Here is a 24922-nt window from a genome sequence, read left to right on the forward strand (position 1 = left end):
ATAATAGGAGATTTAGAAATGGCTGAGACAAAAATTCCGCGAGCAACCGCAAAACGATTGCCGCTTTACTACCGTTATTTAAATATTTTACATGACGGTGGTAAGAAACGAATATCATCAAATGAATTAGCCGACGCGATTCAGGTGGATTCTGCCACCATTCGTCGTGACTTTTCATATTTTGGTGCCCTTGGTAAACGGGGTTACGGATATGACGTAGATAGTTTACTAGAGTTCTTTAAGAAGATCCTGAACCAAGACCAACTCACCAATGTGGCTTTAATCGGTGTTGGTAATTTGGGACACGCTCTTTTGAATTTTAACTTTCATATGGATAGTAATATTCGGATCTCCGCTGCTTTTGATGTTAACCCTAAAAACGTTAATACCATTCAGGGTGGAGTTCCCATTTATCCAATGGATCAGTTGGTTAAACAACTGAAAGATCAACAAATCAGTGTTGTGATTCTTACGGTACCTGGTAAAGTTGCTCAGCAGGTTGCAGATCAAGTGGCTAAGGCTGGGGTTAAAGGAATCTTAAACTTTACTTCGGTTCGACTATCGGTTCCAAAAGAAATCAGAGTTCATAATGTTGATTTAACCAATGAACTACAAACATTGATTTATTTTATTGATCATTATGATAAAGATTAAGCATCCAAAATTGGATGCTTTTTTGTTTTTACTGGGCAAAGTTCTTGCAATAATTTGAAAAAAATAATATATTAAGAATGTAAGTTAGCACTTGATAAGTGTAAGTGCTAAAATTTAATAAAGATATTCATTGGAGGGATTAACGTGTTAGAACCATTAGGAGATCGCGTAATTGTCGAAGTGCAAGAACCAGAAGAAAAAAATGTCGGTGGAATTGTTTTAGCAAACAATGCTAAAGAAAAACCACAGATGGGTAAAGTTGTCGCTGTTGGCGCAGGTCGAGTTCTTGATAACGGACAAAAAGTTGCCCCTTCTGTTAAAGAAGACGACATGGTAATGTTTGATAAATATGCAGGTACAAAGGTTGAATACGATGGTACTCCATACCTTGTAATGCATGAAAAAGATTTACTTGCAATCGTTAAATAATTAAAAAAATAAATTAATATGAGGTGATAATCATGGCTAAAGAGATTAAATTTTCTGAAAATGCTAGAAATTCAATGTTAAATGGTGTTGACAAATTAGCTGACACTGTAAAAACAACGATGGGTCCTAAGGGACGTAACGTTGTTCTAGAAGAAAAAGCTGGAGATCCAACCATTACAAATGATGGTGTTACAATTGCTAAATCAATTGACCTTCCAGATCACTTTGAAAACATGGGTGCAAAATTAGTATCTGAAGTTGCTTCAAAGACTAATGATGTTGCTGGTGATGGTACTACTACTGCTACTGTTCTTGCTCAAGCAATTGTCAAGGAAGGTATGAAGAACGTTACCGCCGGTGCAAACCCAGTTGGTGTTCGTCAAGGAATTGAAAAAGCTACTAGAACAGCCGTTGACAGTCTTCACAAGATGAGCCATCAAGTAACTAGCAAGGACGATATTGCTCAAATCGCTTCAATTTCATCTGCCAATGAAAAAGTTGGTAACTTGATTGCCGACGCAATGGAAAAAGTTGGTAATGATGGTGTTATTACCATTGAAGAATCACGTGGTGTTGACACTAGTCTAGACGTTGTTGAAGGAATGGAATTTGATCGTGGATACATGTCACAATACATGGTTACCGACCAAGAAAAAATGGAAGCTAACTTAGATAATCCCTACATTCTAATTACTGACAAGAAAATTAATAATATCCAAGACATTTTGCCATTACTTCAATCAGTCGTTCAACAAGGTCGTTCACTATTGATCATTGCTGATGACATTGGTGGTGAAGCACTTCCAACCTTAGTTTTGAACAAAATGCGTGGAACATTTAACGTAGTTGCTGTTAAAGCTCCTGGCTTTGGCGACCGTCGTAAGGAACAATTACAAGATATTGCTACTTTGACTGGTGGTACTGTAATTACTTCTGATCTTGGTTTAGATCTAAAAGACACCACTATTGATCAATTAGGTCAAGCTAACAAAGTTAACGTTACTAAAGACAACACTACTATTGTTGAAGGTAAGGGTAGCAAAGAAGCAATCGACAAACGAATCGATGAAATCAAACAACAAATTGATGCCACTGATTCTGACTTTGACCGTGACAAGTTGAAGGAACGTTTGGCTAAGTTGGCAGGTGGAGTTGCTGTTATCAAAGTTGGTGCAGCTACTGAAACCGAACTTAAAGAACGTAAATACAGAATTGAAGATGCTCTAAATGCTACGAGAGCTGCCGTTGAAGAAGGATTTGTTCCTGGCGGTGGTACTGCATATGTCAACATCTTAAAGGACGTTGCTAAGATCCCTGCTGAAGGTGACGAAGCAACTGGAATCAACATCGTTGTTAAAGCACTTGAAGCTCCTGTAAGACAGATTGCTGAAAATGCTGGTGTCGATGGTTCAGTTATCGTTGATCACTTGAAAGATGAAAAACCAGGAGTTGGTTACAACGCTTTAACTGGTAAGTACGAAGACATGATCAATGCTGGAGTTGTTGACCCAACTAAGGTAAGTCGTTCAGCACTTCAAAACGCTGCATCTGTTTCAGCTCTTCTATTGACTACTGAAGCCGTTGTTGCCGAACAACCAAAAAATGATAATGATCAACCAGCCGCTCCACAACAACCTGGAATGGGTGGAATGATGTAATCAAAGTTTGATTAAAAAAAGAGTCCATACGGACTCTTTTTTTATTCTCAATTATGATGAATTATCTAGGTTAATGTAGTACAATTGCATTTGACTTTAAAATTAAGGATTTATTAAGTTAAATATGACATATTAAAGGAGTATGGATTAAATGTGGCGGTATTTAAAAAGACTAATTATTGGACGTCCGCTTAAAACAACGGAAGGCTCTGGTCAGTCTCTTACTAAGTTCAAAGGCTTAGCCTTATTATCATCGGATGCTTTGTCATCAGTTGCTTATGGTACTGAACAGATCACTGCAGTTTTAATTACTTTATCAACTGCAGCTTTGATGTATCAAATGTGGGTTGCACTACTAGTATTAGTTCTGTTAGCCGCTATCACATTGTCTTATCGACAGATCATTTATGCTTATCCTTCAGGTGGAGGAGCATATGTAGTTGCTAGAACTAACTGGGGTGATACAGCTGGTTTAGTGGCAGGTGGCTCACTACTAGTTGATTACATGCTGACGGTTGCGGTTTCAACTACATCAGGAACTGAAGCGATTACTTCAGCCATTCCTGCGTTGTACAATTATCAGATTCCAATTGCCATCTTAATTGTTGTGTTTATCATGATTTTGAATCTGCGGGGAATGCATGATTCTGCATCTTTCCTGGTTATTCCAGTGTACTTATTCATCGTGATGATTATCATTTTAATCATTGTCGGTGCTTACAATATTTTAACTAATAAAATTACTTATCATGCTTATGCACCATTAAATGCTTCAGTTAAGGGAATGACCCTAGTTCTATTCTTCAAGGCGTTCTCATCTGGATCAGCATCGTTAACCGGAGTTGAAGCGATCAGTAATGCGGTTCCTAACTTTAAGCAACCTAAGCGAAAGAATGCTGCTAATACGTTAGGAATTATGGCCATTATTTTAGGAATCTTCTTTGCCGGGATTACCTTCCTGAGTTATTACATGGGAGTTATTCCTAACGCCAAAGACACCGTCCTTTCGCAGATTGGTACGAATGTCTTTGGTCACGGAATCATGTATTACTTACTTCAGTTGGCAACCGCATTAATCTTGGCCGTTGCTGCTAACACCGGTTTTTCAGCCTTCCCAATCCTGGCCTACAACATGGCTAAGGATAAATACCTGCCTCATGCTTACCTAGATAAGGGTGACCGATTAGGCTATTCAAATGGAATTATTTCATTGGCATTGGGTGCCATCGTTTTGATCGTGCTCTTTAAGGGTAAGACCAACCTCTTAATTCCACTTTATGCCGTTGGTGTGTTCGTTCCATTTACATTATCTCAATCCGGAATGATCGTTCATTGGTTCAGAAACAAAGAGGGTTGGTGGCCAATGAAGGCCGTGATTAACTTCATTGGAGCCTTTATCTCGGTTATGCTGGTGGTCTTCCTGTTTGCACTTCACTTTGCAAACGTATGGCCATACTTGATCATCATGCCATTACTTCTCTTGATGTTTTACAAGATTCATCTTCACTATCAACGAATTGCGGAACAACTTCGGATCTCAACTGATCCTAATTACGAGAATCATACGTACGCCGGTTCAACGGTAATTGTGCTAGTTGGAAACGTTACTCAAGTTACTAGACAAGCAATCAATTATGCGCGTTCTATTGGTGATAACGTAATTGCAATGCATGTTTCGTTCGCTGATAATCCACAAAAAGAAGAGAAGATTTCTACGAAATTCAAAGAAGAGTATCCAGACATTCGATTTGTTGATATTCATACTTCGTACCGTTCAGTGGTTGATCCAGTACTGAGATTCTGTGATGTAATTGCTAAGCAGGATGAAGATCGTAATTATACAACCACGGTTTTGGTTCCTCAATTTGTGCCAAAACACTACTGGCAACAGGTTCTTCATAACCAGACTGCTGTTCGATTGAGAACTGCGTTAAATTCACGTCAAGATATTATTGTATCGACTTACAACTATCATTTGAGTGAGTAATTAAACAAAAATCAGGCTACCCGCGAAGGTAGCCTGATTTTTTTGTTTAGTTCACATATGAGAAGAAGCATTAACGTTAATAAATTGTTGTTGGTTAAAGTCATACAGTCCTTGATCGGTCATTTTAAGAGTTGGAATAACGGGTAACGTTAAAAAGGACAGGGTAATGAATGGATCGAAATCAATTGGAGCGGCAATTTGTTTATAATCGCGATAAATTTGTTTGGTTTCCTTAGCAACCGTTCGATAATCCTTATCTGACATCAGTCCAGCCACGGGAAGCGCAAGGGTGCTCAACGTTTGTTGCTTGTTTACAACTGAAATTCCACCACCAGCAGTGATTAAGTTATTGATAGCTTGTTCAATGTCATGATCACTCGTTCCAACGGCTACGATATTGTGATCATCGTGAGCAATGGTGGTTGCGATTGCACCATGTTTAATTTTAAATCCTTGGACTAAGCCAACTCCAACGGTACCTAAGTTGTGGTGACGCTCAACTACCACGATTTTTAAAATATCTTGACTCGGGTCACTTTGAAAGTTATCAGTAGGAGGGATATTTAAAATTAGGTGTTTTGTATCGATGTGATTAGGTTTGATGCCAAGAACGTGGGCCTTACCAGTAGTTAGAGGTAAACGGAGTTTGTTAGATTTAAATTGGACATGAACGGTATTTTCTGTAAAGGGCGTAGGATGACTATGATTTTCGGTGACAATCTGACCGTTTTTAATTACTTGAACGGGGGTTGGATTGTTAACATCGTTCAAAATATTAAGATCGGCCTTAAATCCTGGTTGGAGTTTTCCCACTTGTCTTAACTGATGGGCTTTAGCAGCGTTAAGGGTGGCCATGGTGTAGACTAATTCTGGTTTAACGCCCGCTCCTAAAGCTAGCTGAATGTTGTCATCAATGCTTCCTTCGTCAACTAAATCCGAAATCAACTTATCATCAGTACAAAAGGAGAAATTGACGGGATCTTCTCCCTTCATGGCGGGCAGCGTACTTTTTAGATCGCGTTCGACCGTTCCTTCACGTAAAAAGATCTTAAAGCCATGTCTAAGTCGCTCCTTAATTTCCTGCGAAGTGGTACTTTCGTGATCGGTTTGAATTCCGGCTTTCTCATAGACGGCTAATTGTTGATCGTTAAATCCAGCGGTGTGACCGTCAACACTTAGATGATGTTTCTTGGCATCTTTAATTTTAGCCATAATATCATTTTCACCACTAGCAACAGCGGGATAATCCATTACCTCGGCTAGTCCCTTTACCTCCTGATATTGGTAAAATTCGTGTAAGGAGTTAGCGGTAAGAGTGGCGCCATTATGGTCAAATGGGACACACGGAACACTGGATGGCAACATGTAGAAGATGTCTAAGGGTGTTTTTCTACTATCGGTAATCATGTACTTAATCCCATCCTTACCGATGACGTTCGCAATTTCGTGTGGATCTGCAAAAATGGTGGTTACGCCATGTTTTAATAATAGCTTACCCAATTCACTCGGAGTCACTAACGAACTCTCAATGTGGACGTGAGAGTCAATGTAGCCGGGGACAATCGCCTTCCCAGTTGCATCAATTGTTGTTTTAGGATGCAAGTTGCTAACTTGATCAAAACTAACCAATTTACCATTATTGATAAATAAATCTTTAACAATAAACTTCATACGATCTGGATCTAAAACCTTACCATTGATAATTTTGATATCATATTCAGCCATCAGCTTTTCCTCCCAAGGTAAAAAAATATCCCTAATTCTTAGTTTAATTACATCTAACAATTAAGGATATTTTATACTTTTATTTTACAGATGAACAATATTAGCAAACAATGGAACGATAATGTCCACTACTACCGAGATGATTACCACCGCGATTGCAGCCATGGATCCCTGAACCTCACCGAGTTCTAAGGCTTTGGCTGAACCCATCGTATGTCCCGCAGTTCCAAGTCCTAGTCCAATTCCAATGGGATTCTTAAGGTGGAATAGTTTGATGATCCAATCACCCAGTGCATAAATGATGACAGCGTTTAGGATACATGCCATGGCGGTAATTGCCGGCACTCCATGAATTCCTTGAGCAATTGGCATTGCTACAGCAGTAGTAGCTGCTTGGGGAAGCATGGACGCAATTTCTGATTTGTTCAATCCAATTAATTTGGATATAAAGTACATGATGATAACGGAAATAGTTAGACCAATGATTAACGATAAAATGATTTCAAACCAATATTTCTTCACAATGTCATTTCGTTTGAACAAAGGAACCGCGAAGGCAATTGTAGTTGGGAAGAGGAACCAAAAAATAATGTCACCACCTGGCTTGTAGAGGTTGGTGTAGATCCAGGTGACATTCACACCGGTGGCTTTGCTCATTAACCATAGGACAAAGATTCCTAGTACCATCCCAACGAATAACGGTTGAAAAAGGAAAAATCCGTTAAACTTTTTAAATAAAAATGATCCAATTAGGTAAACTACCAACGACAGAGCAATTCCAAACATTGGATTACCTAAAAATTTTAATAATTCAGCTTGCATATGGTTTTACTCCTTATCAAGATCTTCTTTTTTACCGAAAATTTTATTACGGGCCCAGATGAGAAATGTAGCAACTAATGCTACTGAGACTAGCATGACAACCGTTGAGATGATGATCATAATCACTAATTTCACTCCCGAATGTTTCATGATGTCTAGTGAGGCGGCGAGTTGAATTCCAGAGGGGACAAACAGGAATCCTAGAATGCCAATGAAAAAGGAACCCACTTTCTCTACCTGTTCTGGTTTAATGATTTTAAAAGTAAGTAGAAGGTACAAGATGACTAATCCAATTACTGGAGTGGGAACCGGAAAGTTGGCTGGAAAGAGTGCTGAAATTAAACTTGACACGAATAAAATGACTCCAAAGATTCCAAGTTGGGTGAGCAGTGGAGCGGCCTTCTTGGTTGTTTCTTTTTTGTTGTTCATGTTTTACTCCTTTCAAAAGTATGTGATGAATTTATCTATTTCTATATTTAATATCATATATGAAATTAATTAAAAAACAAACTAAAATTTTAAATTGGATCATTAGATTTAATTATCATTAAATTGTTGAAGGGAACCTTGTGTTTATTATTTTCCATTTGTATAATTGAAGATAAATTAATTGGGAAAGGCGTTGTCAATTGAAATTTGAAATATTCGTCTGTTTGTTTGCGACGACCATTATGTCAGCGGTCTTAACCCCGTTTATCAGGATTTTAGCATTCAAGATTGGCGCCATCGATAAACCGAATAAGAGACGTGTCAACAAGATTCCAATGCCAACTTTAGGTGGTTTGGCGATTTTGATTGCTTACACCATTACAACTTGCGTGTTTTTACGCAATCAAATTCCGTCGAGTAAGCTGTGGGGGATTCTTGGTGGAGAATTAATTATCGTCATGACGGGAATTATCGATGATATTTTTGTCTTAAAACCAAGACAAAAGGTCATTGGAATTTCGTTAGCAGCGTTGTGGGTTTACATTTTTGCGGGAATTCAGGTAAGCTCGGTTACGCTCCCAGTATTAGGTAACATCCAGTTAGGATGGTTGAGCCTACCCTTGACCTGGATTTGGATCCTAGGCATTACTAATTCGATTAATTTAATTGATGGTCTCGACGGTCTGGCAACAGGAGTGGCAATTATTGCGCTAACCACGATGGGGATCATTGCATTATTTTTCTTGAACGTCGATAACATTTATGTTTCCATTATGATCTTTACCTTTGCGGCCGCTTGTTTAGGGTTTTTGCCGTACAACTTTTTCCCAGCCAGAATTTATCTGGGTGATACGGGATCACTGCTAATTGGATTTATGATTTCGGTGTTTTCGTTACAGGGATTAAAAAATGCGACCTTTATCTCCGTTATTATTCCCGTGGTTATTTTAGGTGTTCCCATTTCGGATACGGCCTACGCAATCTTACGACGGTTACTTAACAAACAACCGATTTCTCATGCTGACAAACATCACTTACACCATCGGTTAATGCAGATCGGTTTAACCCATCGCCAAACGGTGCTAGTGATCTATGGAATTGCGTTAATTTTTGCGTTTATTTCCCTACTGTATCCATTGTCAAGTTTCTGGGGTTCGATCTTACTAACCGTAGCAACCTTGATCGGGATCGAGCTTTTTGTTGAAGCCATTGGGTTAGTCGGGAAAAATCGACAACCGTTGCTAAATCTGATTAAGCGGGTTGTTACTGGAACTACCAGTAAATCAAATCATGAAATTGAAGTCACTAAAATGAAGGCTAAAAAGAAAGCCAAACAAAACAAGAAAAAGGAGTAACCCGTGGTTACTCCTTTTTCTTTGTATGATATGGACTTTCGAAGTATGATTCCTGACCAATTTTGAATTGAACGTCACCTGCAAGTAAATTGGTGATCTGGTTCTCAAATTTTGAAACGGAGTCACTAATAACGGCCGTTTCAACTTGGACATCAGTTCCATAATTAGTTTTGTAAACCTGTAATCCATTTTGCTTAAGAAAGTATTGCAATTGTTCGTTTAACTTATAAGATACGGAAACGGTGATCCCGGTTTTCAGTGTCATCTGACTAATGCCACTTTTTTCCATGACATCTGAGGCCGAGTTACTGTATGCGCGAATTAATCCACCGGCGCCCAGTTTGATGCCTCCAAAGTACCTTGTTACCACCACGGCAGTATTATGAAGGTTCATATTCTTAATGGCATCAAGAATTGGCACTCCAGCGGTACCACTGGGTTCACCGTTATCACTTTCACGTTGAATACTGTCAGTGGCACCCACGACGTATGCAAAACAGTTATGAGTGGCCTTTTTATTTTGATCTTTAATCTTGGTAATAAATTGTTGAGCTTCAGCTTCGGTCGTGACCCGATCGACGTGAGCGATGAATTTTGATTTTTTGATGACGAGCTCGTTACTGTCAACTTGTTTGATGGTTAGAAAAGAATTTTTCATTGCGATATTCCTATTCTGCGTATTTTAGATTGAGGAGGGATACTGATGATTAAAAATCGAACAGACTTAATGGGAAGATTCATTCCCGATGTTTTAGTTGATCCCTTACTTCTAAATGATCCGTTACTTGAATTTACTTCAGCAGTAGTGGTTAATAAAACTAGTATTCATTGTAACCGATGTGGTTTTAATTGTGAAAAGACGAAGTGTAAGCTTCCTAATGAGATTTTTTATTGCCCGAATTGTATTGAAATGGGAAGAATTGATACCAGCATGAAGTTAGTAACCGTGCCCGAGACGAATGATTTTATGATTCCATCGGAAATCCTGACCTGGAAGGGTAACCTGACTTCCTTTCAAAGGGATTGTGCTAGTAAAATCATTACATCCGTTCAACATCAGCGGAACCATTTATTGTGGGCTGTGACTGGAGCTGGGAAGACGGAGATGCTATTCCCAGTCTTAAAGTGGGCAATTAAGCATCAAAAACGAATCGCGATTGCATCTCCCAGAGTTGACGTATGTTCTGAACTATATCCCCGCTTACAGGCAGCCTTTTCTAATCTAGATATGGTTTTATTGCATGGTAAAAGTAAGGAACAATATCGATATTGTCAACTAACAATCTGTACCACTCATCAGTTGATGCGTTTCTTTCACGCCTTTGATCTATTAATAATTGATGAAGTCGATGCCTTTCCCTTTGTTGCAAATGTCAACCTTAAATTTGCGGTTACTCATGCCCGAAAGCGTGATGGTCAGACTATCATGTTAAGTGCCACGCCGGGAATAAAACTAAGGGAAAAAGTGATTAAAGAACATGGGGATGTTAGTTATTTGCCGTTGCGTTTTCATGGTCATCTTTTGCCACAGATTAAGGTTCATCTTTCAAGGAATTGGCGGATGAAACTAACTAAAAAGAAATTACCTAAGATTTTGATTAAAATGTGTCAGCATAACATTGCCATTGGAAGAAGGTTTTCGTTATTTGTTCCCCAAATCAAAGACTTAGCGGTGATTGATCAGATCCTACAGAAGGAACTGAGTGGGAAAAAGGTCTGGGACTGTGTTTATTCGGCTGATAGTGAACGAATGGCGAAAGTTCAGGCCATGCGAGATCACGATGTTTTATTCTTAATTACCACCACCATTTTGGAGCGTGGTGTGACCTTCCCTGATATTGATGTCATGGTCCTTGGAGCGGACGACCCGGTCTTTTCCACGTCTTCATTAGTTCAAATTGCTGGAAGAGTGGGGCGAAAGAAAACGAGACCCACTGGAAACGTGGATTTTTTCGTTGGGAGTTATTCTGGGAGAATTAGAAGAGCTCAATCAGAAATTACGATTATGAATCGAAAGGGGATGCAATTAAAGGATGGCAAATGAATGCTTATGGTGTAAGCAAACAATCAGTCAAGAGCTAAGTGTTTCTTTTATCCTGAGTTTTAAGCCTATGTTGCGGTTCTTATGTGTGAAAAGTGTCGACAACTTTTTTCACCCATTGATCAAACGACGGCATGCCCAGGTTGTGGTAGAAAGCAGAAGCAGCCACGATTATGTGAAGATTGCCAAATTTGGCAAACTAGGCATGAGCCACAATTATCTAATCGGGCACTATTCCCGTATGCTACGGTGCAGGAATACATGGGTCGGTATAAATTTCAGGGAGATTATGAGCTACGAAAATTATTTCAAAAGCAGTTTCAAAGCTTTATTTTGGCGCATGCAACTGGAGTGTTGATTGTTCCCATCCCAATCAGTGAGAAGACGCTCGCGGTGAGAAAGTTTAATCAGGTTGAGGGATGGTTAGAAGGGCTGTCTTATCAAAAGGTGCTAGAAGCTGAATCACGGGATGGACTACCGCAGTCTAGGAAAAACAAACGGGAACGAATGCAATTAAAACAGCCTTTTTCAGTTCGAAATGATTGGAAGCAGCGCCTTAAAAATCGGTCAATTTGTCTAATTGACGATGTCTATACTACTGGGACTACTTTACATTTAGCATCGGACCTTTTATATTCATTTGGAGCTAAGAACGTCTCAAGCATTACGTTTGCGCGTTAGTATTAATTGTTATTTAATAGATTAAAATTTATAATAATGATAGAGGGTTCGTTTGATATATTTGACGCTAAACGTAGGAGAGACCAAGATGCTTGAAACTAAACTAAGAGGTGATGACGTTGAAATCACCAGTGATCTACGTGATTACATTAATCAACACATTAAAACAATTGACGAACGGTTCAACATGAACATTCAGGGTACTGCTCATGTTGACCTGATGAACTACTCAAACGAACGAATAAAAGCGGACATCACAATTGTGCTTCCAAACTTTTTATTGCGCGGGGAGGGAAATTCGAACGATACTCATAAAAGCATCGATATCGCTATTCATGATATTAAGCAACAGATTGATATATATGGGTCGAAGGTCAATGAAGAATTGACCGAACATGGCAAGAATTTGGCATTTAAGGATCCTAAGAGTCAGCTAACTGAATCTAAAATTGTTAGGAAGAAACGGATTCCCTTACAAAAGATGACAGCTGAGGAAGCCATTATTCAAATGAATTTAATTGGCCATGACTTTTTTGTTTACATTGACGTTAGTGATGATCGGACTGACATCGTTTATCGTCGCCACGATGGTGATTATGGATTAATTAAAACGGATCGATAGATAGAAAGAAGCAGAAATGAGATATTTCTGTTTTTTGTGGTGAGTTTTTAATTGATTTGATAAAATGTTAAAATGAGAAAATGGACTAAGAATTCGAGCAACAAAAGCGGTTTAGACACTAGAGGAGAAATTAATCAATGGCAACAAACCTTTTAAAGAAATGGGTTGAAAGTGATAAAAGCGAACTCAAACGATTAGGTAAGCTCGCCGATAAAGTCAGCTCATACTCAGAACAGTATCGAAAATTAGATGATAAAGAATTACAAGCTAAAACACCAGAATTTAAGCAACGTTACCAAAATGGAGAAAGTTTAGACGACCTGTTACCAGAAGCCTTTGCGGTAGCACGTGAAGGTGCTAGACGGGTGCTTGGATTAAACCCATTTAGAGTACAAATTATGGGTGGAATTGTTCTTCATGAGGGAAACATTGCTGAAATGAAGACTGGTGAAGGTAAGACGCTAACTGCTACCATGCCAGTTTATTTGAATGCTCTTTCAGGAAAGGGTGTTCATGTTGTTACCGTTAATGAATATTTATCACAACGTGATGCAACCGAAATGGGTCAGTTGTATAACTGGCTCGGTTTGAGTGTTGGGGTAAACTCAGCTGATAAGAACCCCGAAGAAAAGCGGGCCGCTTATAACAGTGACATTACTTATTCAACTAATAGTGAAATTGGATTTGACTACTTAAGAGATAACATGGTGGTTTACAAAGAAGATCGGGTTCAACGACCACTGAACTTTGCGATTGTTGATGAAGTTGATTCAATCTTGATTGATGAAGCTAGAACCCCATTGATTATTTCTGGTGAAGCTCGTGGATCCAATAAGTTGTACATGCAGGCTGACAAGTTTGCCAAGACGCTAAATCCTAAGACGGATTTCAAGGTTGACCTTGAAACGAAGACCGTTTCCCTTAAAGACGTTGGAATTGAAAAGGCTGAGAAGTATTTCAATTTGAATAATCTTTATGACACTGGCAATACGGCTTTGACCCACCATTTGGATCAAGCTTTACGAGCTAATTATGTAATGGAGAAAGATAAAGACTACGTGGTTTCAAACGATGAGGTCTTAATTGTTGATTCGTTTACTGGAAGAATCATGGAGGGCCGTCGTTTCTCAGATGGACTGCACCAAGCCCTTGAAGCTAAAGAGGGCGTTACGATTCAAGAAGAAAGTAAGACGATGGCAAACATCACTTACCAGAACTTGTTTAGACAATACAACAAATTAGCCGGAATGACGGGAACTGCCAAGACTGAACAAGATGAATTCAGAGAAATCTACAACATGGACGTTATTGCGGTTCCAACTAACAAACCAGTGGTTAGAATCGACGAACCCGATGTTTTGTACCCTAGTTTGGAATCAAAGTTTGACGCTGTGGTTGATAAGATTAAGAGTTTACACAAATGTGGTCAACCAATCCTAATTGGAACCGTTGCGGTGGAAACTTCTGAATATTTGTCAAAACGACTTGATGAAGAACACATTCCACACGTGGTTTTGAATGCAAAGAATCATGCTAAAGAAGCGGATATCGTTGCTAATGCGGGTCAAAAGGGAGCCGTTACAATTGCGACCAACATGGCTGGTCGTGGAACCGACATTAAGCTTGGACCTGGGGTTGTTAAGCTCGGTGGATTAGCTGTGATTGGTACCGAACGACATGAATCACGAAGGATTGATAATCAGCTTCGGGGTCGTTCCGGAAGACAAGGAGATCCTGGCTATTCACAATTCTACCTCTCGCTTGAGGATGATCTGATGCGTCGTTTCGGTTCAGACAAGGTTAAAAATATCCTTGATTCGATGAAGGTTGAAGGTGATGATGCGGTAATCAGAAGTCACATGATCACTAAACAAGTTGAGTCGGCGCAAAAGCGAGTTGAAGGTAATAACTATGATTCCCGAAAGAACGTTTTAAAGTACGATGATGTTATGAGACAACAACGTGATGTGATCTATGGTGAACGTAGTCAGGTAATTGACGAGAATAAGTCACTGAAATGGGTTATTATGCCAATGATTAAACGAACGGTTAACCGAATCGTTGACTTGCACACCCAGGGTGATCAAAAGAAGTGGGATCTACAGACCATTCTTGACTTCGCTATTAATTCACTGGTAAGTCCCGATCAGATTAGTATTGATGATTTGAAGGGTAAATCTAGTGATCAAATTAAGGATTACTTATTAGGATTGGTTAACACTGAATACAAGAACAAGGAGCAGGAACTTCAAGATCCCGATCAAATGTTGGAATTTGAAAAAGTGGTTGTTCTTCGAGTGGTTGATTCTCACTGGACTGATCACATTGATTCAATGGACCAGTTGCGAGAATCAATTGGACTTCGTGGATACGGTCAGTTAAATCCGTTGGTTGAATATCAACGAGAAGGATTTAGAATGTTTGAAGAAATGGTTTCAGACATTGATTATGACGTAACCAGATTGTTCATGAAGGCTGAAATTAGACAAAACATGGAAAGATAGTTTTAAAGCGGAGGACTCTAGTGGTCTCCGTTTTTTAATCTTTAGGAGTACATTATGGAATTAAGCGAAGCACGCGGACAAGTAGAAAAGATTGAACAAGCCATCAATGGCTTTAGGGGGTCGCTTTGACCTTGATCAGTTAAATGAGGATATTTCCGTTAACGAGGCCAAGATGACAGAACCGGGTTTTTGGGATGACCAAAGGAAAGCCCAAAAATTGATTGATGAAAATAATCGATTAAAATTAAAGTATGATAATTTTAATTCCCTTGTTAAGAAGGTTGATGATTTAAAGGTAAACCTAGAACTTCTGGAAGAATCTGATGACGCTGACTTGGAAAAAGAGTTTAATGATGAACTAAGTGAGACCCAGAAGGAACTTGATAGTTATCGACTAAGCCTCCTTTTGAATGGGAAGTATGATGAAAATAATGCCATCGTTGAGATTCATCCGGGAGCAGGTGGGACCGAATCGCAGGATTGGGGATCAATGTTATTTCGGATGTATGAGCGATGGGCTGAGCAAAATGGATTTTCGGTTTCCGTTGAAGATTATCAACCTGGTGATGTTGCCGGAATTAACAGTGTGACCTTTTTGGTCACTGGTCTCAATGCTTACGGGTATCTGAAATCTGAGAAGGGTGTTCACCGTTTAGTACGAATTTCCCCATTTGATTCGGCTGGAAGACGACATACCTCGTTTGCATCCGTTGATGTGATGCCAGAACTTGATGAGACCGTAAGCGTAGATATTAATCCTGAAGACTTGCGAGTAGATGTTTTTCGATCCAGTGGTGCTGGTGGACAGCATATTAACAAAACCTCGTCAGCCGTACGGATTACCCATCTGCCAACGGGAATTGTGACATCAAGTCAAGCTCAACGGTCACAATTACAGAATAGAGTTACCGCGATGAATATGTTAAAATCAAAGTTGTACGAACGTGAACAAGAGAAAAAAGAAGCAGAGAAGGCCAAGATTGAGGGTAAGCAGCTTGATATTGGTTGGGGTTCACAAATCCGGTCTTATGTTTTTCATCCCTACACGATGGTTAAAGATCATCGGACCAACTACGAAACCGGAAATGGTCAAGCGGTGATGGACGGAGATTTAAATCCGTTTATCAACGCCTACTTGCAGTGGAATTTAAAACAAAAGAACCCAAAATAACGAAAAAGGAAGTTCATTATGTCAGTTGCGACTAATATTTTGTTTTTTGTATTTATGCCAGTGTTTTGGTTTGCGCTTATTCGAGTTTTCTTCGTTTATAATCGAAGAGTTAACCGGGAGCGGAGATTGTTTGAGAGTGCCATTAATCCCAAGTTTCATGAGGGATGGGTTTTTCTGAAATCGTTAATTGTCCTGGGAATCGTGGGATCGCTTTTGACCGCTCTAGTGGGAGTCGAAACATCTCTAAATTGGATTTTGCTTTATGAGTTAATCGTTGCCATTAGTTTACTGATTCCATGGATATTGGTTCCAACCTTCCTTTTGTTTGGGGCGGTTTTGATGGGAGTCTTTTTCAATGATTATTCCATCCCAATGATTAAAGGAGGAGATATTGCCGGTGCCATTAACGTCAACGCGTCTCGTTCGTCTAACTTTCTGGCCCTCATTACAATTATGTTGATTTTAATGTTTATCTTCTTGAAGATGAACGGTAAGACCATTAATTCACCGCAGGTAGCAAAGAACCGACGAGGGAATCGAGTAGCATCGTATGGATTTAATGAGTTGGCGGTTTTCCCGTTAGTATTGTTAATTCCCGGTAAACTCATTGAGACCGTTATTCCCATGTGGCCAGTTTTCAACATTTTTGGTGCACATGTAACGTTTTTGGTGGTTCCATTTTTGATTGGATTCCGCTTTAAATTCATCAATCATTTACCAAATGAATTAATGCCAAGAATTTCAAACGCTATTGGCAAACTGGCACTTCTTGCCATTGTATTAACGGCAATCGCCTACTTCTTTAGAAATAGTTATTATGCCATTTTCGCCATTATCTTGTTAGCCATTGTCTACGCTTTAATTATTTACCATTTCCATCGTGTGGATCGAAAGACTGGTAGTCAAATTAGTCAAGCGGTTGATGGAATTCGAATCATTGGCATTAAACCTAATACTCCTGCTGACAAAATGGGGCTTAAAACGGGTGATCTGATTATTGAGGTTAACAACATGAATGTTAACTCAGAGAGTCAGTTGTACCAAGCCTTGCAGGATGATCCAACCTTTGTACATATGAAGGTTAAGAATCGTCACAATCAGTTAGAAATTAAAGAGACAGCCATTTACGATGGTTCGCCTCATGAAATCGGAATTGAAATGTTTCAAAATAACTAAGTGGAAGCACTCATTACGGGTGCTTCTTTTATTTTGGGCGAAATTAAGAACCGCCTAAAGCAGACTTGATTGTGTTAGAATTAAGTAAATTAATTTTATTTGGAGGTAAGTCCAATGGCTCAGAGTGTAACGGTAGCTGATTTAGTAAAGAACACTCATCTTAGCGTTTTTTGGGGTCGTGAGTATTTAGATCGCCCCATTACCACTAGTGACATTTCACGTCCAGGGCTTGAATTAACCGGGTATTTTAATTATTATCCAGCCAAACGAATTCAAATTTTTGGAATCACTGAAACCTCATTTGCTAAGGGAATGAGTGATGAAGAATTAAAAGAAGTAATGACTAAAATGTGTCAACCTGAAACGCCTGCATTCGTCATTTCTACTCAACTAGAACCACCTGAGCAGTTAGTTGCAGCCGCAAAGAAGGCGCACATTCCGATCCTTGGATCGAAGCTCACCACTTCGAGAATTTTGAGTAACATGACAACTTATCTAGAAGCTAAGTTGGCGGAACGAAAATCGATTCATGGAGTCTTAGTCGAAGTATATGGACTGGGAGTTTTAATTACTGGTGACTCCGGGATTGGTAAGAGTGAAACGGCCCTTGAACTGGTTAAACGGGGTCACCGTTTGATTGCTGATGATCGAGTTGAGGTTTACCAGCAAGATGAACAGACCTTGATTGGTCAGGCACCCAAGATTCTTAATCACTTGCTAGAGATTCGTGGAATCGGAATTATTGATGTGATGAACCTGTTTGGGGCTGGAGCGGTTCGCTCCCAGTCCAAGGTGGATTTAATCGTTCATCTTGATCAATGGAACAAGGATACGAAGTATGATCGCCTTGGGACTGATCGGGAAACTACCCGGATTTTTGACGTTGATTTGAAGAAATTAACGATCCCGGTTAAGCCTGGTCGAAACTTGGCAATCATCATTGAAACTGCTGCGATGAACTTTCGGGCTCGTTCCATGGGTTATGATGCAACCAAGGTCTTTGATGAGAACTTAAATGAATTAATCAAAGAAAATGCCACTAAGAATGACAAAGAACAAAAATATCAAAAGCAGGAAGAAGAACAAAATAAACAAGATATTAGTAAAGATGCTAATAAGGATCCTGAATAGGAGTGAAAGTTGTGTTTAGCATATTAGCATTAAATCCAGTGGCAATTCATCTTGGACCGATTGCGGTTCACTGGTACGGAATCTTCATTGCTGCGGCCGTTCTGATTGCCGTTTACCTGTCAATGAAAGAAGCTAAACGACAGCACTTAAATGAAGACATCTTGTACGACATGATTTTATGGGCCATCCCAATTGCCATTATTTCAGCGCGGATCTACTACGTTATTTTTCAATGGGGATACTATCAACATCATTTAGATGAGATTGTTCAAATTTGGGATGGTGGAATTGCCATTTATGGAGCTCTGATTGGAGCTGGACTGTTTATTTGGTGGTTCTGTTTTAAACACCATTTATCGGTGTGGCAAATTCTGGACATTGCCGCACCAACCGTTATCATGGCCCAGGGAATTGGTCGTTGGGGTAATTTCATGAACCAAGAGGCATTTGGTGCGGTTACTTCACTTCATTTTTTGCAACATTTACATTTACCAAGCTTGATCATTAACCAGATGTTTATCAGTGGTGCTTATCGCCAACCCACTTTTCTGTATGAATCGTTGTGGGACTTATCTGGGTTTGCATTTTTGATGATCATGAGACATGCACCGCAGTTCTTTAAGCGTGGTGAAATCTTTTTAAGTTACGTAATGTGGTACTCGTTTGGGCGTTTCTTTACCGAGGGAATGCGAACCGATAGTTTGATGTTATTTGGTGGAGTTCGAGTTTCACAATTACTGTCGATTGTATTATTCGTGGTAGCCTTAATTGTCTTGATTTACCGAAGAAAAAATGATCAATTAGTTTGGTACTATAATAGTTAATTTGTAGGAGAGAATAGAAAATAATGACAGAAAAAATTGCAGTACTTGGTGCCGGATCGTGGGGCAGCATGCTGGCTGATATTTTAGTTGAAAATGGTCACGAAGTTCGAGTTTGGTCAAAAAGTAAGGAACAGGTGGACGAACTAAACACCAAGCATACCAATTCTCATTACATCAAGGATTTTACCTTTCCAACCAAGATGAAGGCCTATGCGGATATGAGTGAGGCACTTGATGGAGTTGATGATATCTTGTTCATCGTTCCGTCGCAAGCGACTCGATCAGTGGCAAGACAAGCTAACGAAGTTTTGAATCAAATGAACATTAAGCCCTACATCATTCATGGTAGTAAGGGCATTGAAAAGGGATCCTACGATCGAATGTCGCAGGTCCTTCAAGAAGAAATTGATGAAAAGAATCGCAAATCGATTTCAGTAATTTCTGGACCAAGTCAGGCTGAAGACGTAGCCAGAAGAGATATCACATTGGTAACTGCTGCTAGTGATGACATGTCCTCAGCTGAACATTTTCAAAAATTATTTATGAATGATTACTTCAGGGTTTACACCAACAACGACATTATTGGTGTTGAAATTGGTGGGGCTTTGAAAAATATTATTGCACTTGGAGCTGGAGCCTTGGTTGGTTTAGGCTACGGCGACAACGCTAAAGCCGCTTTGATGACCCGTGGTATTGCGGAAATATCACGTTTAGGTGTATCATTTGGTGCGGACCCATTAACTTTTAGTGGACTTTCTGGTTTAGGTGATGTCATTGTCACCGCTACCAGTTCTGATTCACGTAATTGGCGAGCTGGTTATCAGCTTGGTCAAGGTAAGAAGTTAGATGACGTTGTAAAAGACATGGGCATGGTAATCGAAGGGATTGCCACTAACCAAGCTGCATATGAATTATCTAAACAACGTGGGGTTGAGATGCCCATTACATCCGCAATTCATGCAGTAATCAATGATGAAGAAACCGTTTCGGACGCTATTTCGACCCTCATGGCTCGAGAAGGTCGTTCAGAACAGGTTTAATTCTAAAAGGGGTATATAAGGAGATGAAAAAAGTAACTAAAGCTGTTATTCCAGCCGCTGGCTTAGGAACAAGATTTTTACCTGAAACCAAGGCACTTCCAAAGGAAATGCTACCAATCGTTGATATTCCAACCATTCAATATATTGTTGAGGAAGCCAAGGCTTCTGGCATTAAAGATATTGTGATTGTGATTGGCAAAGGTAAGCATGCAATTGAAGATCATTTCGATTCAAACGTAATGCTTGAAGAGAACCTTGAAAAAAAGGGTAAGGAAAAGATGCTCAAGTCAATTCAAAAAACGAATGATATGAACATCTACTTTATCAGACAATCATATCCACGCGGATTAGGTGATGCTGTTCTGACAGCAAAGAGTTTCATTGGCAACGATCCCTTCGTTGTAATGCTTGGTGATGATTTAATGGAGGATACTACTCCTCTCACTAAGCAGTTAATGAATAGTTACGAAAAAACCGGGGCTTCCACCCTTGCAGTAATGAAGGTTCCCCACAAAGAAACCTCTAAATACGGAGTAATCGACCCCGTTAGTGAAGTTTCTGATGGACTATACAACGTACGTAATTTCGTTGAAAAGCCAGATCCAAAGGACGCTCCAAGTGATTTAGCCATTATTGGACGTTATCTTTTGACGCCCCAGATTTTTGATGTTTTGGAACACACTAAACCTGGTAAGGGCAACGAAATTCAATTGACAGATGCCATTAACACTTTAAATCAAACCCAGAGGGTGTTTGCTCACGAGTTTAAGGGTGATCGTTACGATACAGGTAACAAATTGAGTTGGCTTGAAACTAACATTACCTTCGGGTTGAAGCATCCTGAAATTGAACAGGAATTACGTGAATACATTAAAAAACTTGGTCAAAAATTGACTAAGGAAGATGAACAACAAAAGAATTAATTGAAATGCCGGCACTAGTCGGCATTTTTTATTTGTGAGTATAAAGATTAAACATTTAATTCAATTTATGATAATATAATTTTGTACAATTGATATTAGTTAAGGAGGTTTTTGGTTATGAAAATTAAATTAGGTGGACTACCAGTATCATGGTTAATGGGCAATGATCAACCCAAAGTAGGAGACTATCTACCACAGTTTACGGTAAAGAATGCTGATGGTAAGGATGTTACAACCAATGATTTAAAGGGTCAGACAACTTTGATTAGTGTTGTTCCTAACCTGAAGACAAAGGTATGTAGTTTAGAAACCGCACGTTTTAACCAAGAGGCATCAAAGTTTGAGGGAGTGAAATTCATTACAATTTCCAATAATCCCATTGAATTTTAAAAGAATTGGTGTGCAGCTCATGGTGTTAACAACATGGAAATTCTGTCAGATTTCAATGGTTCATTCGGAAAAGCAATGCACTTATATATCCCGGCATTTGGCCACTTGGCTCGGGTAGTTTACTTGGTAAATCCCGAAGGCAAGATTTTGTATTGCCAAGCTGTTCCTGAAATCACCCACCAACCAAACTATGAACCAGTTCTTGACGAATTAAAGAAAGTAACAAACAATAAATAATGATTGAGGTGATAAAATGGCAAAACAATATGATGTAATCGTAATCGGTGCTGGTCCAGCCGGAATGACGGCAGCACTGTATGCATCACGTGCCGAACTATCAGTATTAATGCTTGATCGCGGAATTTATGGTGGTCAAATGAACAATACCGCCGAAATTGAAAATTATCCTGGATTTAAATCAGTTTTAGGGCCCGATTTATCCAAGAAAATGTACGATGGTAGTACTCAATTTGGTGCTGAATATGGTTATGGAACCGTTACTGGCATTGATATTGATGGTGATAAACGAATCGTTAGAACCGAAGATGGCGACTATGAAGCTCCTTCTGTAATTATTGGATCAGGCTCTGAGTACAAAAAACTTGGTGTGCCTGGTGAACAAGAATACAGTGGAAAGGGTGTTTCGTACTGTGCCGTTTGTGATGGTGCGTTCTTTAAGGGTGAAGACGTTGTCGTTGTCGGTGGTGGTGATTCCGCCATTGAGGAAGCAACTTATTTGTCCAATATTGTAAAGCACGTCACGGTTATTCACCGTCGAGATCAACTTCGGGCTCAAAAGATTCTTCAAAAGCGTGCTTTTGACAAAGATAACATTGACTTTGTTTGGAACACCAATGTGACCGAGATCAAGGGTGATAATCAGAAGGTAACTGGTGTTGAAGTGAAGAACAACAAGACCGGTGAAACTTCTTCAATTAAAGCCTCAGGTGTCTTTATTTATGTTGGAATCCTTCCAATGACGGATGCCTTTAAGAACTTAGGCATTACCGATGAAAGTGGTTGGATTGACACTGATGATGAGATGAAGACTAAAATTCCTGGAATCTTCGCAATTGGTGATGTTCGAAAGAAGCATCTTCGTCAGATTACCATTGCCGTTGGTGACGGTGGTACTGCCGGTCAGGGCGTTTTCAATTATGTTGAAGGACTCAAAACTAAAAAGTAATTAAAAAGTGCGGAATTGATTCCGCACTTTTTGTATGGTGAACGAACTGGTCTAATTACTTTGCGAAAGTATGTTCGTATGCTAGAATTATTATAAGTAATGGGAGAAAGTTAAAACTTTCTCCTTTTTTTCCGAGTTTAAGAAGAGGTGCCAATAATGATTAAAAAAACGAATAATAATTTTGATCTGGTCTCAAAATTTACTCCTACTGGTGATCAGCCTGAAGCAATTAAAGAACTGACTCAGGGGATTAAAAATGGTGATCGGGATCAAGTCCTTTTGGGTGCAACTGGAACCGGTAAAACCTACACGATGGCAAATGTCATTAAAAACATTAATAAGCCTACGCTGGTTTTATCTCATAATAAGACTTTAGCCGGACAACTTTACAGTGAGTTAAAACAGTTATTCCCTAATAATGCGGTGGAATACTTTGTTAGTTACTATGACTTTTATCAACCCGAGGCTTACGTTCCTTCAAGTGATACTTACATTGAAAAGGATGCTTCCATTAATGATGAGATTGATCAATTGCGTCATGCCGCTACCAGTGCGTTACTAGAACGAAATGATGTGATTGTCGTTGCCTCGGTTTCTTCAATCTTCGGATTAGGAAGCCCGAAAGAGTATCAGGATCACACCGTGTCGTTGCACGTTGGACAACAACTAGAGCGCGATGTCTTTTTGCGTCAGTTGGTTAACATTCAATTTGATCGAAACGACATTGATTTTCAGCGTGGTCGTTTTCGTGTTCATGGTGATGTTGTGGAAGTCTTTCCGGCTTCTCGAAATGAACATGCTTATCGCATTGAATTTTTTGGTGATGAAATTGATCGGATTACCGAAGTGGATACGTTAACGGGAGAAGTCATTGGTGAACGTAAACAAATTACGATTTTTCCTGCAACTCATTTCTTGACCAATAAAGAAACGATGGACGTGGCACTCCCTGAGATTAAGGATGAAATGGTAAAACAGGTTGCTGATTTTGAGAAGAAGGGCAAGTTACTAGAAGCTCAACGATTGAAACAGCGAACTACTTATGACATCGAAATGATGCGAGAAATGGGTTATACAACGGGAATTGAAAATTATTCTCGTTACATGGATCGGAGAAAGCCTGGAGAGGCTCCGTATACGCTGCTGGATTTCTTTCCCAAAGATTACCTGATGTTTATTGATGAATCACATCGAACGATTCCTCAAATTGGTGGGATGTTTAACGGTGATAAAGCCCGTAAACAACAGTTAATTGATTATGGATTCAGATTACCAAGCGCACTTGATAATCGTCCTCTCAAGTTACCTGAATTTGAAAAGCGAGTCAATCAGGTCGTTTACATGTCCGCTACTCCTGGACCGTATGAAGAGGAAAAGACCGATCATGTGGTCCAACAAATCATTCGTCCTACGGGGTTACTAGATCCGACCGTTGAAGTTCGTCCTACTAAGGACCAGATGGATGATTTAGTCGGTGAGATCAATAAACGAGTTAAAAATCATGAGCGAACTTTTGTGACAACTTTGACTAAAAAAATGGCTGAAGATTTGACTGACTATCTTAAGGATTTAGGAATCAAAGTTAAATATCTGCACAGTGATATTAAGACCCTAGAAAGAACACAAATTCTCCGTGATCTGCGTTTGGGTAAATTTGATGTCTTGGTTGGAATTAATCTGTTGCGAGAGGGAATTGATGTTCCCGAAACTTCTTTGATTGCCATCTTAGATGCTGATAAGGAGGGCTTCTTGCGTGATAAGCGTTCGCTGGTTCAAACCATCGGACGAGCTGCACGAAATTCGCACGGACATGTTATTATGTACGCGGATAACGTCACCGATTCAATGAAGTACGCAATGGACGAAACTGCTCGTCGTCGTTCCATTCAAATGAAGTACAATAAGGAACACAACATTACACCAAAGACCATCATTAAACCAATTCCTAAAGCAATTTCTGCTTACAAGCAGGGTGAAAAGAATAATGATGATAATACCAATGGGAGTTTCGTTGAATCTGACTTTGATCAAATGAGTGCCAAGGATCAAAAAGAAATGATTGGTAACTTGGAGGATGAGATGAGAGCTGCTGCAAAGAAGCTTGATTTCGAACAAGCCGCTAATTTAAGAGATACTGTTATGCAATTGAAAGGTGAAAAAAAGAAAAAGTGAGG

Annotated in this window: 23 protein-coding genes; 19 read left to right on the top strand and 4 right to left on the bottom strand. The window is 39.5% G+C overall.

Annotated features, from left to right (window positions below; all coding sequences use genetic code 11):
- Positions 1-18: 18 nt before the first annotated feature.
- The 4 genes from FC73_RS03700 to FC73_RS03715 all read left to right on the top strand — a co-directional run bounded on the left by FC73_RS03700 (position 19) and on the right by FC73_RS03715 (position 4728).
- Positions 19-654, top strand: a complete 636-nt coding sequence (locus FC73_RS03700) for a redox-sensing transcriptional repressor Rex (protein ID WP_010021811.1) — start codon at positions 19-21, stop codon at positions 652-654.
- A gap of 144 nt (positions 655-798) precedes the next feature.
- Complete coding sequence (groES, locus tag FC73_RS03705) at positions 799-1083, top strand: co-chaperone GroES (RefSeq protein ID WP_010021812.1); 285 nt, start codon at positions 799-801, stop codon at positions 1081-1083.
- Positions 1084-1115: 32 nt separating this feature from the next.
- A complete protein-coding gene (groL, locus tag FC73_RS03710) occupies positions 1116-2741 on the top strand; it encodes a chaperonin GroEL (RefSeq protein WP_010021813.1) in 1626 nt (541 codons plus the stop codon).
- Positions 2742-2892: 151 nt separating this feature from the next.
- On the top strand, positions 2893-4728 hold the full coding sequence (locus FC73_RS03715; protein ID WP_010021815.1) for an APC family permease: 1836 nt from the start codon (positions 2893-2895) through the stop codon (positions 4726-4728).
- A 51-nt stretch (positions 4729-4779) separates the two neighbouring features.
- On the opposite strand, the gene ade is transcribed toward FC73_RS03715, so the two are convergent.
- From ade to FC73_RS03730, 3 genes are all read right to left on the bottom strand, one after another.
- On the bottom strand, positions 4780-6453 hold the full coding sequence (gene ade, locus FC73_RS03720) for an adenine deaminase (protein WP_010021817.1): 1674 nt from the start codon (positions 6451-6453) through the stop codon (positions 4780-4782).
- A gap of 84 nt (positions 6454-6537) precedes the next feature.
- Positions 6538-7275, bottom strand: coding sequence for an antiholin-like protein LrgB (gene lrgB / locus FC73_RS03725; RefSeq protein ID WP_010021818.1), 738 nt, complete (start codon positions 7273-7275; stop codon positions 6538-6540).
- Between the two features lie 6 nt (positions 7276-7281).
- Positions 7282-7704, bottom strand: a complete 423-nt coding sequence (locus FC73_RS03730; RefSeq protein ID WP_010021819.1) for a CidA/LrgA family protein — start codon at positions 7702-7704, stop codon at positions 7282-7284.
- Between the two features lie 200 nt (positions 7705-7904).
- Here FC73_RS03730 and FC73_RS03735 point away from each other — a divergent pair, with 200 nt between their 5' ends.
- Positions 7905-9059, top strand: coding sequence for a glycosyltransferase family 4 protein (locus tag FC73_RS03735; RefSeq protein WP_081454150.1), 1155 nt, complete (start codon positions 7905-7907; stop codon positions 9057-9059).
- 7 nt (positions 9060-9066) lie between these two features.
- Here the strand turns inward: FC73_RS03735 and FC73_RS03740 are convergent, their stop codons facing one another.
- The gene (locus tag FC73_RS03740) at positions 9067-9717 is read right to left on the bottom strand and encodes a YigZ family protein (protein ID WP_010021822.1); all 651 of its coding nucleotides are present in this window, start codon (positions 9715-9717) and stop codon (positions 9067-9069) included.
- Positions 9718-9762: 45 nt separating this feature from the next.
- On the opposite strand from FC73_RS03740, the gene FC73_RS03745 reads away from it, so the two are divergent.
- From FC73_RS03745 to uvrB, 14 genes are all read left to right on the top strand, one after another.
- Positions 9763-11103 (top strand): ATP-dependent helicase ComFA, encoded by a 1341-nt coding sequence (locus tag FC73_RS03745; RefSeq protein WP_010021824.1) that lies wholly within the window; start codon positions 9763-9765, stop codon positions 11101-11103.
- Positions 11104-11184: 81 nt separating this feature from the next.
- A complete protein-coding gene (locus tag FC73_RS03750) occupies positions 11185-11781 on the top strand; it encodes a ComF family protein (RefSeq protein WP_147299365.1) in 597 nt (198 codons plus the stop codon).
- Positions 11782-11869: 88 nt separating this feature from the next.
- A complete protein-coding gene (gene hpf, locus FC73_RS03755) occupies positions 11870-12403 on the top strand; it encodes a ribosome hibernation-promoting factor, HPF/YfiA family (protein ID WP_010021826.1) in 534 nt (177 codons plus the stop codon).
- A gap of 137 nt (positions 12404-12540) precedes the next feature.
- Positions 12541-14907 (top strand): preprotein translocase subunit SecA, encoded by a 2367-nt coding sequence (secA, locus tag FC73_RS03760; protein WP_010021828.1) that lies wholly within the window; start codon positions 12541-12543, stop codon positions 14905-14907.
- A gap of 54 nt (positions 14908-14961) precedes the next feature.
- Positions 14962-16078, top strand: a protein-coding gene (prfB, locus tag FC73_RS03765; protein ID WP_115791451.1) for a peptide chain release factor 2 whose coding sequence is annotated in 2 segments (ribosomal slippage) — positions 14962-15033 and positions 15035-16078 — 1116 coding nt in all. Because the reading frame shifts where the segments join, the coding sequence is not laid out codon by codon here.
- Between the two features lie 18 nt (positions 16079-16096).
- The gene (locus tag FC73_RS03770) at positions 16097-17254 is read left to right on the top strand and encodes a PDZ domain-containing protein (protein ID WP_010021832.1); all 1158 of its coding nucleotides are present in this window, start codon (positions 16097-16099) and stop codon (positions 17252-17254) included.
- 114 nt (positions 17255-17368) lie between these two features.
- Positions 17369-18385 (top strand): HPr(Ser) kinase/phosphatase, encoded by a 1017-nt coding sequence (gene hprK, locus FC73_RS03775; protein WP_010021834.1) that lies wholly within the window; start codon positions 17369-17371, stop codon positions 18383-18385.
- Positions 18386-18387: 2 nt separating this feature from the next.
- Positions 18388-19209, top strand: a complete 822-nt coding sequence (lgt, locus tag FC73_RS03780; RefSeq protein WP_029327119.1) for a prolipoprotein diacylglyceryl transferase — start codon at positions 18388-18390, stop codon at positions 19207-19209.
- A 23-nt stretch (positions 19210-19232) separates the two neighbouring features.
- The gene (locus FC73_RS03785) at positions 19233-20249 is read left to right on the top strand and encodes an NAD(P)H-dependent glycerol-3-phosphate dehydrogenase (protein WP_010021837.1); all 1017 of its coding nucleotides are present in this window, start codon (positions 19233-19235) and stop codon (positions 20247-20249) included.
- Positions 20250-20272: 23 nt separating this feature from the next.
- On the top strand, positions 20273-21172 hold the full coding sequence (gene galU, locus FC73_RS03790; protein WP_010021838.1) for a UTP--glucose-1-phosphate uridylyltransferase GalU: 900 nt from the start codon (positions 20273-20275) through the stop codon (positions 21170-21172).
- 117 nt (positions 21173-21289) lie between these two features.
- A complete protein-coding gene (locus FC73_RS07145; protein WP_010021840.1) occupies positions 21290-21562 on the top strand; it encodes a redoxin domain-containing protein in 273 nt (90 codons plus the stop codon).
- A 33-nt stretch (positions 21563-21595) separates the two neighbouring features.
- Positions 21596-21799, top strand: a complete 204-nt coding sequence (locus FC73_RS07150; RefSeq protein WP_010021841.1) for a thioredoxin domain-containing protein — start codon at positions 21596-21598, stop codon at positions 21797-21799.
- Between the two features lie 16 nt (positions 21800-21815).
- Positions 21816-22748, top strand: coding sequence for a thioredoxin-disulfide reductase (gene trxB, locus FC73_RS03800; RefSeq protein WP_010021843.1), 933 nt, complete (start codon positions 21816-21818; stop codon positions 22746-22748).
- 156 nt (positions 22749-22904) lie between these two features.
- Entirely contained in the window at positions 22905-24920 is a 2016-nt protein-coding gene (gene uvrB, locus FC73_RS03805) for an excinuclease ABC subunit UvrB (RefSeq protein WP_010021844.1), read from the top strand.
- Positions 24921-24922: the final 2 nt, after the last annotated feature.

Source organism: Fructilactobacillus fructivorans, from assembly GCF_001434095.1.
Lineage (GTDB): Bacteria > Bacillota > Bacilli > Lactobacillales > Lactobacillaceae > Fructilactobacillus > Fructilactobacillus fructivorans.

What these genes read in the sequence shown, in the direction of transcription:
- hprK (WP_010021834.1), top strand. Translation starts at nt 17,369, where the DNA reads ATGGCTCAGAGTGTAACGGTAGCTGATTTAGTAAAGAACACTCATCTT.
- uvrB (WP_010021844.1), top strand. Translation starts at nt 22,905, where the DNA reads ATGATTAAAAAAACGAATAATAATTTTGATCTGGTCTCAAAATTTACT.
- hpf (WP_010021826.1), top strand. Translation starts at nt 11,870, where the DNA reads ATGCTTGAAACTAAACTAAGAGGTGATGACGTTGAAATCACCAGTGAT.
- FC73_RS03700 (WP_010021811.1), top strand. Translation starts at nt 19, where the DNA reads ATGGCTGAGACAAAAATTCCGCGAGCAACCGCAAAACGATTGCCGCTT.
- FC73_RS03750 (WP_147299365.1), top strand. Translation starts at nt 11,185, where the DNA reads ATGTGTGAAAAGTGTCGACAACTTTTTTCACCCATTGATCAAACGACG.
- secA (WP_010021828.1), top strand. Translation starts at nt 12,541, where the DNA reads ATGGCAACAAACCTTTTAAAGAAATGGGTTGAAAGTGATAAAAGCGAA.
- lrgB (WP_010021818.1), bottom strand. Translation starts at nt 7,275, where the DNA reads ATGCAAGCTGAATTATTAAAATTTTTAGGTAATCCAATGTTTGGAATT.
- FC73_RS03740 (WP_010021822.1), bottom strand. Translation starts at nt 9,717, where the DNA reads ATGAAAAATTCTTTTCTAACCATCAAACAAGTTGACAGTAACGAGCTC.
- FC73_RS03785 (WP_010021837.1), top strand. Translation starts at nt 19,233, where the DNA reads ATGACAGAAAAAATTGCAGTACTTGGTGCCGGATCGTGGGGCAGCATG.
- FC73_RS07145 (WP_010021840.1), top strand. Translation starts at nt 21,290, where the DNA reads ATGAAAATTAAATTAGGTGGACTACCAGTATCATGGTTAATGGGCAAT.
- FC73_RS03730 (WP_010021819.1), bottom strand. Translation starts at nt 7,704, where the DNA reads ATGAACAACAAAAAAGAAACAACCAAGAAGGCCGCTCCACTGCTCACC.
- FC73_RS07150 (WP_010021841.1), top strand. Translation starts at nt 21,596, where the DNA reads ATGGAAATTCTGTCAGATTTCAATGGTTCATTCGGAAAAGCAATGCAC.
- galU (WP_010021838.1), top strand. Translation starts at nt 20,273, where the DNA reads ATGAAAAAAGTAACTAAAGCTGTTATTCCAGCCGCTGGCTTAGGAACA.
- FC73_RS03715 (WP_010021815.1), top strand. Translation starts at nt 2,893, where the DNA reads ATGTGGCGGTATTTAAAAAGACTAATTATTGGACGTCCGCTTAAAACA.
- FC73_RS03770 (WP_010021832.1), top strand. Translation starts at nt 16,097, where the DNA reads ATGTCAGTTGCGACTAATATTTTGTTTTTTGTATTTATGCCAGTGTTT.
- ade (WP_010021817.1), bottom strand. Translation starts at nt 6,453, where the DNA reads ATGGCTGAATATGATATCAAAATTATCAATGGTAAGGTTTTAGATCCA.
- trxB (WP_010021843.1), top strand. Translation starts at nt 21,816, where the DNA reads ATGGCAAAACAATATGATGTAATCGTAATCGGTGCTGGTCCAGCCGGA.
- FC73_RS03745 (WP_010021824.1), top strand. Translation starts at nt 9,763, where the DNA reads ATGATTAAAAATCGAACAGACTTAATGGGAAGATTCATTCCCGATGTT.
- groL (WP_010021813.1), top strand. Translation starts at nt 1,116, where the DNA reads ATGGCTAAAGAGATTAAATTTTCTGAAAATGCTAGAAATTCAATGTTA.